The organism is Variovorax sp. VRV01 (genome assembly GCF_014852545.1).
Lineage (GTDB): Bacteria > Pseudomonadota > Gammaproteobacteria > Burkholderiales > Burkholderiaceae_C > Variovorax > Variovorax beijingensis_A.
Map to the genome: position 1 here is coordinate 313,571 of NZ_JACVBS010000004.1, position 12,481 is coordinate 326,051.

Sequence of the window (12,481 nt, forward strand, 5' to 3'; positions counted from 1 at the left end):
TCTGCTGTGGTGGTGAACGGGGGAGGATGCCTTCAGCGGCGATCGGAGATGGGCACGAAGACGAGGTCTTCCGGGCCGGTGTAGTTGGCGCTGGGCCGGATGATCTTGTTGTCCTGCCGCTGCTCGATGATGTGCGCGGCCCAGCCGCTGGTGCGCGCAATCACGAAGAGCGGCGTGAACATGGCTGTCGGCACGCCGAGCATGTGGTAGCTCACGGCGCTGAACCAGTCGAGGTTCGGGAACATCTTCTTCGCATTCCACATCACGGCTTCGATCCGCTCGGCGATGTCGTACATGCGGGTGGACCCGGCCTCCTCCGAGAGCTGCTTCGCGACCCGCTTGATGACCGCGTTGCGCGGATCGGAGACGGTGTAGACCGGGTGGCCGAAGCCGATCACGACCTCCTTGGCTTCCACACGGCGGCGGATGTCCGCCTCGGCTTCGTCGGGCGTGTCGTAGCGCTTCTGGATCTCGAAAGCCACCTCGTTGGCGCCGCCGTGCTTGGGACCGCGCAGCGCGCCGATGGCCCCGGTGATGGCCGAATACACGTCGGAGCCCGTGCCCGCCACCACGCGCGCGGTGAAAGTCGAGGCGTTGAACTCGTGCTCGGCATAGAGATTGAGCGAGGTGTGCATCGCCCGCTCCCAGCTCGCCGATGGCGCGCGGCCATGCAGCAGGTGCAGGAAGTGCGCGCCGATCGAGTCGTCGTCGGTCTCGACCTCGATGCGCCGGCCCTGCGTGGACCAGTGATACCAGTAGAGCAGCATCGAGCCGAGCGACGCCATCAACCGGTCGGCGATGTCGCGTGCGCCGGGCAGCGAATGGTCGTCCTTCTCGGGCAGCACGCAGCCGAGCGCGGAGACGCCGGTGCGCATCACGTCCATCGGATGGGCGCTGGCGGGCAGGCGCTCCAGCGCCTCCTTCACGCTCGCGGGCAGGCCGCGCATGGCCTTCAGGCGGCTCTTGTAGGCGCGCAGCTCCGACGCGCTGGGCAGTTTGCCGTGCACCAGCAGGTGTGCGATTTCCTCGAACTCGCAGACATCGGCGATGTCGAGGATGTCGTAGCCGCGGTAGTGCAGGTCATTGCCGGTGCGCCCCACGGTGCACAGCGCGGTGTTGCCTGCGGCGACGCCCGAAAGCGCGACGGATTTCTTCGGCTTGAAGCCGGCGGCAGGCGGGTTCTCTGTGGCCAGTGTCATACGGTCTCCTCGAATGTTTCTTCATGAAGGCGCGGCGTATTCGCCAGCCGCACCGGTCGTCCGGCGGCATCCACCGCCACCATCTCGAATTCGCCGTCAAGCACACGCACGAGCGCCTCGGTGGCCACGTCCTGCACGCTGCCGGCCACGCGCACGGTGAGCGAGCTGCGGCCCACGCGCGACACCTGCGTGTCGAGCACGAGCGTGCTGCCCAGCCGCACCGGCGCATGGAACAGCACCTCGCCGCAGCGTGCCATCACCACGTCGCCGCGCACGAAGCTGCGGCCCGACAGGAACGCCGCCTTCGACAGCAGCTGCAGCGCCTGCCCGCCGAACAAGGTGCCGTAGTGGTTGGTGTGTTCCGGAAACACCACCTCGATCAAACGGACAGTGCCGCGCGCGTTTTGCATGATTCGCAATTTACGCAACATCGTGCCCATAATGAAGACCTGAATTGGCGAATGATTGCGAACGGATCGCCATCGATTTGCGAATGTTGCGAAGAACGGATCAACGATGAAGAAGACCTTCATGGGCGTGCGGCTCCGAAGCCTGCGCGAGGAGCGCGGCCTGAGCCAGCTCGCGCTGGCGCAGCAGCTCGGCCTGTCGCCCAGCTACCTGAACCAGATCGAGCAGAACCAGCGGCCGCTCACCGTGCCGGTGCTGCTGCGCCTGCACGCCACACTGGGTGTCGACATCCAGGCCTTCTCGGAAGACGAAGAGGCGCGGCTCGTCGCCAGCCTGCGCGAGGCGCTGGCCGACAACCCGGGCGGCGATGCGGTCGCGCTCGCCGAGCTGCGCGAAGTGGCCACGCAGATGCCGGCCGTGGGCCGCGCGCTGGTAGCACTGCATCAGCGGCACCGCGATGCCATGGAGCGGCTCGAAGCGCTGGCCGCCGAGCTCGGCGACGGCCGCGGTGATCTCGCACGCATGCCGCAGGCGCGGCCGATGCCTTTCGAGGAGGTGCGCGACTTCTTCTTTGCACACCAGAACCACATCGCCCCGCTCGACGACGCCGCCGAGGCTTTCTCCGCGCAATGGCGGCTGCGCGAAGGCAATCCGGGCGACCGGCTCGCGCATCGCCTGCTCGACGCGCATGGCGTGCAAGTGATTCCGGCGGAGGATGACGAGGGCGGCGCGCAACGCCGCTTCGACCCGGCCACGCGCGTGCTGCGGCTCTCGCGCCATCTGGAGCCGGGCCAGCACGCCTTCCAGCTCGCAACGCAACTCGCGTTCCTCGAACTCGGCGGCATGATCGACCAGCTCGTGGCCGAGGCGCCGCTGTCGAGCGACACCGCGCGTTCGCTGGCGCGCATCGGCCTGGCCAACTACTTCGCTGCCGCGTTGTTGCTGCCCTACGGCATCTTTCTTGAAGCGGCCGAGCAGCTGCGCTACGACATCGACCAGCTCGCACGGCGCTTCGGCGTGGGCTTCGAGACCATCTGCCATCGCCTGAGCTCGCTGCAGCGGCCCGAGGCGCGCGGCGTGCCCTTCTTCCTGATCCGCGTCGACCGCGCGGGCAACATCTCGAAGCGGCAATCGGCCACGCACTTCCACTTCTCGAAGACCGGCGGCACCTGCCCGCTGTGGAACGTGTACGAAGCCTTCGCGCAGCCCGGCCGCGTGCTGACGCAGCTCGCGCGCATGCCCGACGGCCGCGCCTACCTCTGGATCGCGCGCACGGTGTCGCACGGCTACCGAGGCTATGGTTCGCCCAACAAGACCTTTTCCATCGGGCTGGGCTGCGACATCAGCCATGCCACGCGGCTGGTCTATTCCAAGGGCATGGACCTGCACGATCCCGAGGTGCCGACGCCCATCGGCGCGGGCTGCAAGGTGTGCGAGCGCGAAGCCTGTCCGCAGCGCGCCTTTCCGTTCGTGGGGCGCCCGCTCGACGTGGACGAGAACCAGAGCCGCTTCATGCCCTATGCCGCGGCGCCCGACAGGTACGCCACTGCGCGCACCGCCGTCAGGAACGCGGCCAGCCGCGCACCAGCGTCCGGATCGCCACGGCGCCGCTCCCCTTGACCTCGGCGCGGTAGCTGCCCACCAGGGCTTCGCGCTCGGCCGCGGCCTGCGGGTCGTTGCGCCAGGCGAGCAAGGCGGCCACGTCCGCATCGGGCAGCGCTGCGAGCAGCGCCTGCGTGACCTGCCTCTCGAACTCGCGTGCCACCGTCAGCAGGTTGCGCGGGCGCGGCGATGTGACGCCGCGCGACCACAGCGTGTCGACGGCCATGTCGAGCGTGCGGTCCGGCAGCGAAGTGAACTGTCCGGCGTTGCCGCGCGCCAGTTGCTTGACGACCGAGCTCAGCAGCAGCTGGCTCGAGAAATCGACCTCGCGCAGGTCGGCCACGGCCATGCGCTCGAGCAGTTCCGTGCGCGCGGGATCGGCCGGCTTCGCTCGTTCACGGTTGAAGAACTCCATCTTGCCTGTGTCGTCCATTGCGGCGTAGTCGGTGCGCAACTTCGAGAGCCGGGCCACCGCGGCCTGCACCTGCGGGCTCGGCGCCGCGCCGCCCTTGCCGGCAGCAGCCACCTCCTGCTGGATGGCGGCAACGGACGCGGCCACATCGAAAGATCGCGCAGCGGCCGTGTCCAACGCCTTGAGCGCCTTGTCGGCAATGGCCTGATCGGCAGGCTCCAGCAGCTGGCGCGCATCGCGCGACACGGCACCCGGCGCATAAGCCGCCTGGTAGCGCGCCTGCACGCCCTCGAACTGCAGCAGGGCCTGGGCGCGGTCTTGCGCCCAGCCCATGACGGGTGCGAGCAGCAGCGGCAGCAGGAGAAAAAAAGGCGCGAGAAAGAAACGTCTCGGTGAAACTGAAAGGGCAACCATGGCGCCATTATTGGCGCTCGCCCTGCCCGCTTCTCTCTCCTCAGGCGGCCGCCAGTTCCTTGCGCAGCAGATTCGCGGCCGCAACCATGTTCGACAGCGCGGCCTCGGTCTCCGGCCAGCCGCGGGTCTTCAGGCCGCAATCAGGGTTGATCCAGAGGTTATCCAGCGGCACCACGCCGGCCGCCTTGCGCATCAGGCGCACGATCTCGTCCACCGAGGGCACCCGCGGCGAATGGATGTCGTACACGCCGGGGCCGATCTCGTTCGGGTAGCGGAAGCCCCCCGCATTGTTCTCGCCGCCGAATCCCCGCAGCAGCTCCATGTCGGAGCGGCTGGTCTCGATGGTGATCACGTCGGCATCCATGGCCGCGATTTCCGGCAGGATGTCGTTGAATTCCGAATAGCACATGTGGGTGTGGACCTGCGTCTCGTCGCGCACGCCCGAAGCGCTGATGCGGAAGGCGCGCGTGGCCGACTTCAGGTAGGCCGGCCAGCCGGCGCGGCGCAGCGGCAGGCCTTCGCGGATCGCGGGCTCGTCGATCTGGATGATGCCGATGCCGGCGCCCTCGAGGTCCACCACCTCGTCGCGGATCGCCCAGGCGATCTGCTCGCAGGTGATGCTGCGCGGCTGGTCGTCGCGCACGAAGGACCATTGCAGGATGGTGACGGGGCCGGTCAGCATGCCCTTCATCGGCAGCTTGGTGAGGCTCTGCGCATAGGCGGTCCATTCGACCGTCATCGGCGCAGGGCGCGCCACGTCGCCGAAGATGACCGGCGGCTTCACGCAGCGCGAGCCGTACGACTGCACCCAGCCGTTGGCGGTGAAGGCAAAGCCGTCGAGCTGTTCGCCGAAGTACTCGACCATGTCGTTGCGCTCGGCCTCGCCATGCACCAGCACGTCGATGCCCAGCGCTTCCTGCTTGCGCACGGCCAGTGCGATTTCGGCGCGCATCTTCTCGCGGTAGCCTGCCGCATCGAGCTCGCCGCGCTTGAAGGCGGCACGCGCGGCGCGGATCTCCCTGGTCTGCGGGAACGAGCCGATGGTGGTGGTGGGCAGCGCGGGCAATGCGAAGCGCGCGCGCTGCACCCGCTGCCGCTGGCCGAACGGGGATGCGCGCTGGTCGTCGCCGGCCACGCTGCGGGCGAGCCGCAGCGCCACGTCGGCGCGGTGCACGCGCGGGCTGCTGCGCCTTGCGGCCACCGCGGCGCGCGCGGCTTCGAGTTCTTGCGCGACCGAGTCCTCGCGGCCGTCGAGCACGGCGCGCAGCACGCGCAGTTCGCCGAGCTTTTCGACGGCGAAGGCGAGCCACGACTTGAGCTCCGCATCGAGCTTGTCTTCCGCGGCCAGGCTGAACGGCACGTGCAGCAGCGAGCACGATGGCGCGATCCAGAGCTCGCCGCGCCGCTTGTCGATCACCGGGCGCAGCACGGCAAGCGCCGCGTCGGGGTCGGTGCGCCAGATGTTGCGGCCGTCGACGATGCCGATCGACAGCACCTTGTGCGTGGCGAGCCAGTCGGCCACGCCCGTCAGCTCCTGCGGCGCGCGCACGGCGTCCACGTGCAGGCCGGCCACCGGCAGCTGGCAGGCGAGGCGCAGGTTGTCCGACAGCGGCGAGAAGTAGGTCGCCAGCAGCAGCTTCGGCGCACTGCGGGCCAGTTGCCAGTAGGCGCGCTCGAAGGCATTGCGCCAGGCATCGGGCAGGTCCAGGCCGAGGATGGGCTCGTCGATCTGCACCCATTCGACGCCCTGCTGCTTGAGCCGGTTCAGCACCTGTTCGTACACGGGCAGCAATGCATCGAGCAGCGACAGGCGGTCGAAGCCCTCTTGCTTCTCCTTGCCAAGGTACAGGAAGCTCAGCGGCCCGAGCAGCACGGCCTTGACCGCATGGCCGGCCTGCTGCGCCTGCGCCACCTCGTCGAAGAGCCGCGTCGAGGCCAGCCTGAACTGCGTGGCCGCGGTGAACTCGGGCACGAGGTAGTGGTAGTTGGTGTCGAACCACTTGGTCATTTCCAGCGCGAAAGTGCCCTCGGCGCCGTGGCTGCAGCCAGCCTGGTGCGTATGGCCGGCCTCGTCCTCCACGCCGCGCGCCATCCTGAAATAGCGCGACAGCTCGGGCTCGTCGCCTTTGAAGCCGAAGCGCGCCGGCTCGCAGCCGAAGAGTTGGATGTGGTTGGCCACGTGGTCATAGCAGGCGAAGTCGCCGACGGTGACGTAGTCGAGCCCGGCGTCGCGCTGGGCCTGCCAGTGGCGTACGCGCAGCTGGCCGCCAACTTCTTCCAGCGCGGCGTGGTCGATCTCGCCGCGCCAGTGCTTTTCGAGGGCGAACTTGAGTTCCCGGTGGGCGCCCATGCGCGGAAAGCCGAGGATGTGGGTACGGGTGGTCATTGCAGATGGTCCGGTCGCTGAATCTTTGAGAATCGGCAATGGTCGGGCTTTGGGGCATATGATTCAAACGAAACCTTTTGCCCATTCGCTTGAAAATCATTCATGTTGCAGTCGATCCTCGAGATACGCCACCTGCGCACGCTCGTTGCGCTGCGCGACACCGGCAGCCTGGTGCGCGCGGCGCAATTGCTGAACCTCACGCAGTCGGCGCTGTCGCACCAGGTCAAGCTGCTCGAAGACCGCTACGGCGCGCAGCTCTTCGAGCGCAAGTCGGTGCCGCCGCAGTTCAGCACCACCGGGCTGCGGCTCTTGCAGCTGGCCGATGCCGCGCTGCCGCTGGTCGAAGAAGCCGAGCGTGACGTGGCGCGGCTGGCGCTGGGCCGCAGCGGGCAGCTGCGCATCGTGGTCGAGTGCCACACCTGCTTCGACTGGCTGATGCCGGCCATGGATGCCTTCCGCCAGCGCTGGCCGGAGATCGAGCTGGACATCGTCTCGGGCTTTCATCCCGACCCGATCGCGCTGGTGATGCAGAACCGCGCCGAGGTGGCGATCGTCTCCGAGCAGGACCCCGACGAGACCGTGGACTACCACGCGCTGTTCCGCTTCGAGATCGTGGCGCTGCTCGCCAACGACCATGCGCTCGTCGCCAAGCCGCATCTGACGGCGCGCCACTTTGCCGACCAGACGCTCATCACCTACCCCGTGCCCGACGAGATGCTCGACATCGTGCGCCAGGTGCTGGCGCCGGCCGGCGTGGCGCCTGCGCACCGGCGCACGACCGAGCTCACGGTGGCGATGCTGCAGCTGGTGGCGAGCGGCCGCGGCGTGGCCACCCTGCCGCTGTGGGCGGTGCAGAACTACCTGGACCGCGGCTATGTCACGGCCCGGCGCGTGGGCGCCCGGGGCCTCACGGGGCGGCTCTACATGGCCTGCACGCAGGGCACGTCCGGCCAGCCGTGGCTGGCGGACTTCGTGCGCATCACGCGCGAGAGCTGCTTCAAGAGCCTGCCGGGCATCGAGCTGCTCTGACGCGGCCCTGCAGCAGAATCATGGCCATCGATTCGACAACAGAATGAGCTTCCCATGGCACTGACGAAGAAGGGCAGGTACTGGTATGGCAGCGGCCCGGACGACACCCGAGCCGAACTGCTGCGCTACAGCAAGGCCAACGCCTGTCCGGCGACCCGGTTCGCGGAATCGGTGTGCGCCTGCGGCCACCGCGCGTTCAGGCTCGAGACCGACGAAGACGCAGGTGCCGCACGGCGCACCTGCCTGGCCTGCGGCACGGTTCAGCTGATGGGCGACAGCGCGGAGTTTGCGGACGAGGCCGAGTTCGGCGGCCATGAATGCGTCTGCGCGGCCGAGAGCTTCGAGCTGCTGTCGGGCGTCGCGCTCTACAGCGACAGCAGCGACGTGCGCTGGTACTACCTGGGCTGCCGCTGCACCGCGTGCAATCTCGTGGGCGTATTTGCCGACTGGAAGTGCGAAGCCGGCGACGCCGAGGCCTTTCTTGCCGCGGTCTGACCGGCACCCGCGGCGCCGAGCATCCATGCCCTGAAGGCGGCCACCTTCGGCCTGTGGCGGCTGTCTTCGGGGTACACGAGGTAGTAGGCAAAGTCTTCGAGCCACGCGGCTTCCGACAGCTGGACCAGCCGGCCTTCGGCCATCTCGTCCGCCACCAGCGCCGCCGGCAGCAAGCCCGCGCCCTGCCCCGCAAGCACCGCCTTCAGCAACAGGCCCGAATCATCGAAGGACGGGCCGCGCACCGGCGCGGCCTGATCGATGCCCTGCGCCTCGAACCACATGGCCCAGCCCTTGCGCTCGGCATCGTTCACGCGCGGCCAGCGCATGAGATCGGCCGGTGCCGCGGGCGGCCCGAGGCTGCGAACCAGCGCGGGCGCGGCAACCGGAACGATCTCCACCGTGAGCACGCGGTGGCTGATCAGGCCGGGATAGCGGCCGAGCCCATGGCGGATCGCCACGTCCACACCGTCGCGCGAAAAATCGGCCAGCGCGGTGCTGCTCACCACCTGCAGATCGATGTCCGGATGCGCATCGTGAAAGCTCTTGAGCCGCGGCACCAGCCACATGGACGCGAAGAACGGCGTGGTGCTCACCGTGAGGATGCCGGTTTCCGCAGGCATGGCGATGCGGCGCGTCGCGTCGCTGATCTGCCGGAAGGCATTGCGCACCGGCGGCAGGTAGGCCTGGCCCGCATCGGTCAGAAAGATGCCGCGGTTCGCGCGCCGGAACAGCGCAATGCCCAGGTGCAGCTCCAGCGACTTGATCAGCTGGCTGACGGCGCCGGCGGTCACGCACAGCTCGTCGGCCGCGTTCTTCACCGAGAGATGGCGGGCGGTCGCCTCGAAGGCGCGGAGCGCGTTGAGCGGCGGGAGCTGGTGTTCCATCGTTTAGCTGAGCTGAACTGATTGCCTCAGAAAATCTGGTTTGTAAGGCCGTGCGGGAAAGAGGAGCATCCGCACACTGGCGCATGAAGAAGAAGCACTCTTGCGCGCTGGAGCCCATTCTCCAACCAATAGATATTCTGAGCAAACTGGAGACCCGCATTGACCTCCTTCTCCTCCCGCTCAGCGCCACGCACACGCCTTTTCCGCGGCTGGTTCGTGGTGGCCGGTGCATTCGCCGTCACGCTCGTGGGCTTCGGCAGCGCCTACACCTTCAGCGCCTTCCTCGAATCGCTGCAGCGCGACTTCGGCGCCTCGCGCGGATCGGCCTCGCTGGTGTTCTCGCTCGCGGGCTTCCTCTACTTCGGGCTGGGTGTGGTCAGTGGCCCGCTCGCGGACCGGTGGGGTGCGCGGCGGCTGGCGGTCGCGGGCATGGTGCTGGTCGGCCTGGGCCTGGCCGCCGCGGGACAGGCGCGCAGCCTGACCGAGGCTTGCCTGGCCTACGGCCTGGGCGTCGGGCTCGGCGTCGGCGCCTCCTATGTGCCGGTGCTGGGCGCGGTGCAGCGCTGGTTTGTCAGGCGGCGCGGATTCGCCTCGGGGCTGGCGGTGAGCGGCATCGGCGTGGGCACGCTGGTGATGCCGCCGCTGGCCTCGCTTCTCATCGAGGCGCTGGGATGGCGCCACGCCTACCTGGCGCTGGGCGCAATGGCCGTGGTGGTGGGCGCCGGCATGGCGCTGCTGATCGAGGACGATCCGCGCCACCGCGGGCTCGGGCCCGACGGCGATCCACCGCAGCCGCAAGCACCGTCGGCCTTGCCCGCAGGCTCCACGTTGCGCGACGCGATCAGGTCGCGCCGCTTCGCCGGGCTCTATGCGGCCTGCCTGATCAGCTCGTTCGGGCTGTTCGTTCCCTTCGTCCACCTCGTGCCCTACGCGCTCGACCACGGCCAGTCGGCCAGCGCGGCCGTGCTGCTGCTCGGCGCCATCGGCGTCGGCAGCACGGCGGGGCGATTTTTTCTTGGCGGGCTGGCCGATCGGCTGGGCCGGCAGCTGGCGCTGCCGCTGATGTCGGGCGGCATGGCGCTTTCGCTGGTGGTGTGGGCGGTGTCCGGCGGGTTCTGGGGGCTGGCCGCGTTCGCGTTTGCCTACGGCGTTTTCTACGGCGGCTTCGTCGCGCTGCTGCCTGCCCTCGTCATGGATTACTTCGGCGGCCGCAGCATCGGCGCGATCCTGGGCGTGCTGTACACCAGCGTGGCCTTCGGCACCCTGGTCGGCCCGAGCGCGGCGGGCTTCGCATTCGACATCAGCCGCAGCTACCTGCTGCCGATCCTCGCCAGCATCGGCGCCAACCTGGTCGCGGCCGGGGTGCTGCTGGCCATGTCGAAGACGCGCACGGCGGCAAAACCGGGCGCGCGGGGTACAGTCGGGAATGAACCCACAAACGCCCAGCGCTCCTAAGCCGCCCGAAACGGCTCCCGCCGAGATCACGGAGACGCAGGCGTTCACGCGCGCATGGGCCGTGTTCCTGCTGCTGTTCGTGGGTGTGCTGGGCCTTCTGTGGGCCAGCGACGCCCTGTTCGGCTAGAAGCGGGGACGCTAGGACGAAGCCTTCTGCAGCAGCTTCAGCACGCTCGAGAAATCGAGCGCGCCATGGCCCGCCAGGCTGTGCGCCGCATAAAGGCTGCGTGCGAGCCCGCCCAGCGGCGTGGCAGCGCGAACGGCGGTGGCGTTTTCCTGCGCGAGGCCCAGGTCCTTGAGCATCAGGTCGGTGCCGAAGCCGCCCGCGTAGTTCTTCGATGCGGGCGCGGTTTCCATCACGCCGGGCATCGGGTTGTACTTTTCGAGCGCCCAGTTGCCGCCCGAGCTGCGCCGCATGATTTCGGACAGCACCTTGGGATCGAGCCCGTTGGCCACGCCCAGCGCCAGCGCCTCCGAGGTGCCGATCATCAGGATGCCGAGCAGCATGTTGTTGCAGATCTTGGCGGTCTGGCCCGCGCCGATGCCGCCCGCATGGAAGATGTTGGCGCCCATCTTCTCGAGCACGGGGCGCGCACGTTCGAGGTCGTCGGCCTCGCCGCCGACCATGAAGGTCAACGTGCCGGCAATCGCGCCGCCGGTGCCGCCGGAAACCGGCGCGTCGATCATCGCGATGCCCTTGGCCGCAGCCGCCTCCGCCACCTTGCGCGAGGTGGCGGCGGCAATGGTGCTGCTGTCGATCACGAGCGTGCCGGCACGGATGCTGTCGAGCAGGCCGGGCTTGCTGCCGCCGCTGCCCAGGAACAGGCCCTCCACGTGCGCGCTGGCCGGCAGCATGCTGATGACCACGTCGGCATCGGCCACCGATTCGGCGGCCGATGCGGCAATGGCCAGGCCTTCGGCCGCGTATTTCTTGCAGGCCTCGTCCGACAGGTCGAAGCCCTTGACCGCAAAGCCCGCCTTGCGCAGGTTCAGGGCCATGGGTCCGCCCATGTGGCCGAGGCCGATGAATGCGATTTTCATTTGATGTCTCCGTTGTATTCGTGAAAGAGGCTCAGGCCAGCGCGGCCAGCTCCGCGGGCATCTGGCCGCGCGGGCGCAGGTGGTCCTCGATGAAGGCGGGCGTGATCTCTTCGAGGGCGGCGGGGTTCCAGCGCGGATTGCGGTCCTTGTCGATGAGCACCGCGCGGATGCCCTCGGCAAAGTCCTTGTGCGCGCAGAAGCCGAGCGAGGCCCAGTATTCGAGCCGGAACACCTCGGCCAGCGACATGTGGTGCACGCGCTGCCAGAGCTCGAAGCTCAGCGCCGCAGAGCTGGGTGCGCCCTTGGCGAAGGTCTTGGCGGCGGACTGCAGCCAGGCATCGTCGCTCTGCAGGCTGCGCAGGCGACCAGCGATGTCGAGCAGGTCGTCGCCGGCCATCAGCGCGTTGATGGTGTCGTAGTGTTCGCGCACCTTGGAGGGCGGCATCTCGGCGCCCTCGCCGGCGCGCGCGAGGATGCGCGAAAGCTCGGCGCGGTCGGCCTTTTGCTCGCCGCGCCAGTGCGCGGCGGCAATCGCTTCGAACACCTGGCCCTTGCGCTCATGCGGCACCAGCACGTCGGCCAAGCCGCAGAAGATCGCGTCGGCCGCATTGAGGTTGGCGGCCGTGAGCGCCAGGAACAGGCCCGTGCGGCCCGGCGTGCGGCGCAGGAACCAGCTGCCGCCCACGTCGGGGTACAGGCCGATGCTGATCTCGGGCATGGCAACGCGGCTCTGCGCGGTGACCACGCGGTGCGAGCAGCCCGCCATCAGCCCGACGCCGCCGCCCATCACGATGCCGTGGCCCCAGCAGAGGAAGGGCTTGGGAAAGGTGTGGATCAGGTAGTCGAGCTCGTATTCCTCGCGGAAGAAGTCTTCGGCGTAGGTGTTGCGCGCGGGGCCGCACTCGAGCAGCGTCTGGTACAGCTGGCGCAGGTCGCCGCCGGCGCAGAAGGCCTTCTCGCCGGCCGCCTGCAGCAGCACACCGACGATGCCGTCGTCCTTCGCCCATTCGCGCAGCCGAGGCGTGAGCAGGCGCACCATGTCCACCGACAGCGCGTTGAGCGAAGCGGGTGCGTTGAGCGTGGCGGTGGCAAAGCGCTTGCCGCCGGCGGTCTTGATTTCGTCGAAGAGAACTACGGAGTCGGTCATTGTCTTGAG

12 protein-coding genes are annotated in these 12,481 nt (G+C 68.6%); 5 read left to right on the forward strand and 7 right to left on the reverse strand.

Annotated features, from left to right (window positions below; all coding sequences use genetic code 11):
• Positions 1 to 32: 32 nt before the first annotated feature.
• Positions 33 to 1,199 carry a 2-methylcitrate synthase gene (gene prpC / locus IB278_RS09790; RefSeq protein ID WP_192323310.1) on the reverse strand — a complete coding sequence of 389 codons (1,167 nt, stop codon included), beginning with the start codon at positions 1,197 to 1,199 and terminating at the stop codon, positions 33 to 35.
• A complete protein-coding gene (locus IB278_RS09795) occupies positions 1,196 to 1,732 on the reverse strand; it encodes an acyl-CoA thioesterase (RefSeq protein ID WP_307698037.1) in 537 nt (178 codons plus the stop codon). Before IB278_RS09795 ends, prpC begins: the two co-directional genes overlap by 4 nt.
• Between IB278_RS09795 and IB278_RS09800 the strand changes: the two genes are divergently transcribed.
• A complete protein-coding gene (locus IB278_RS09800; protein ID WP_192323311.1) occupies positions 1,716 to 3,227 on the forward strand; it encodes a short-chain fatty acyl-CoA regulator family protein in 1,512 nt (503 codons plus the stop codon). The genes IB278_RS09795 and IB278_RS09800 overlap by 17 nt on opposite strands.
• On the opposite strand, the gene IB278_RS09805 is transcribed toward IB278_RS09800, so the two are convergent.
• Together IB278_RS09805 and metE are read right to left on the reverse strand one after the other, a co-directional pair.
• Positions 3,169 to 4,035, reverse strand: a complete 867-nt coding sequence (locus IB278_RS09805) for a hypothetical protein (protein WP_145744735.1) — start codon at positions 4,033 to 4,035, stop codon at positions 3,169 to 3,171. The two genes, IB278_RS09800 and IB278_RS09805, sit on opposite strands and share 59 nt — an antisense overlap.
• A 40-nt stretch (positions 4,036 to 4,075) precedes the next feature.
• Complete coding sequence (metE, locus tag IB278_RS09810) at positions 4,076 to 6,421, reverse strand: 5-methyltetrahydropteroyltriglutamate--homocysteine S-methyltransferase (protein ID WP_192323312.1); 2,346 nt, start codon at positions 6,419 to 6,421, stop codon at positions 4,076 to 4,078.
• A 102-nt stretch (positions 6,422 to 6,523) separates the two neighbouring features.
• Here metE and IB278_RS09815 point away from each other — a divergent pair, with 102 nt between their 5' ends.
• Positions 6,524 to 7,450 (forward strand): LysR family transcriptional regulator, encoded by a 927-nt coding sequence (locus IB278_RS09815; protein WP_145744731.1) that lies wholly within the window; start codon positions 6,524 to 6,526, stop codon positions 7,448 to 7,450.
• A 54-nt stretch (positions 7,451 to 7,504) separates the two neighbouring features.
• Positions 7,505 to 7,945: a hypothetical protein gene (locus IB278_RS09820; protein WP_192323313.1), complete on the forward strand. Its 441-nt coding sequence runs from the start codon at positions 7,505 to 7,507 to the stop codon at positions 7,943 to 7,945.
• Here the strand turns inward: IB278_RS09820 and gcvA are convergent.
• A complete protein-coding gene (gene gcvA / locus IB278_RS09825) occupies positions 7,846 to 8,829 on the reverse strand; it encodes a transcriptional regulator GcvA (RefSeq protein WP_145744727.1) in 984 nt (327 codons plus the stop codon). The genes IB278_RS09820 and gcvA overlap by 100 nt on opposite strands.
• A gap of 159 nt (positions 8,830 to 8,988) precedes the next feature.
• On the opposite strand from gcvA, the gene IB278_RS09830 reads away from it, so the two are divergent.
• Together IB278_RS09830 and IB278_RS09835 are read left to right on the forward strand one after the other, a co-directional pair.
• Positions 8,989 to 10,284: an MFS transporter gene (locus tag IB278_RS09830; RefSeq protein WP_192323314.1), complete on the forward strand. Its 1,296-nt coding sequence runs from the start codon at positions 8,989 to 8,991 to the stop codon at positions 10,282 to 10,284.
• Complete coding sequence (locus IB278_RS09835) at positions 10,256 to 10,411, forward strand: hypothetical protein (protein WP_186454202.1); 156 nt, start codon at positions 10,256 to 10,258, stop codon at positions 10,409 to 10,411. The genes IB278_RS09830 and IB278_RS09835 overlap by 29 nt, the downstream gene beginning before the upstream one ends.
• 11 nt (positions 10,412 to 10,422) lie before the next feature.
• On the opposite strand, the gene mmsB is transcribed toward IB278_RS09835, so the two are convergent.
• Positions 10,423 to 11,325, reverse strand: a complete 903-nt coding sequence (mmsB, locus tag IB278_RS09840) for a 3-hydroxyisobutyrate dehydrogenase (RefSeq protein WP_192323315.1) — start codon at positions 11,323 to 11,325, stop codon at positions 10,423 to 10,425.
• 31 nt (positions 11,326 to 11,356) lie between these two features.
• A complete protein-coding gene (locus tag IB278_RS09845) occupies positions 11,357 to 12,472 on the reverse strand; it encodes an enoyl-CoA hydratase/isomerase family protein (protein WP_192323316.1) in 1,116 nt (371 codons plus the stop codon).
• Positions 12,473 to 12,481: the final 9 nt, after the last annotated feature.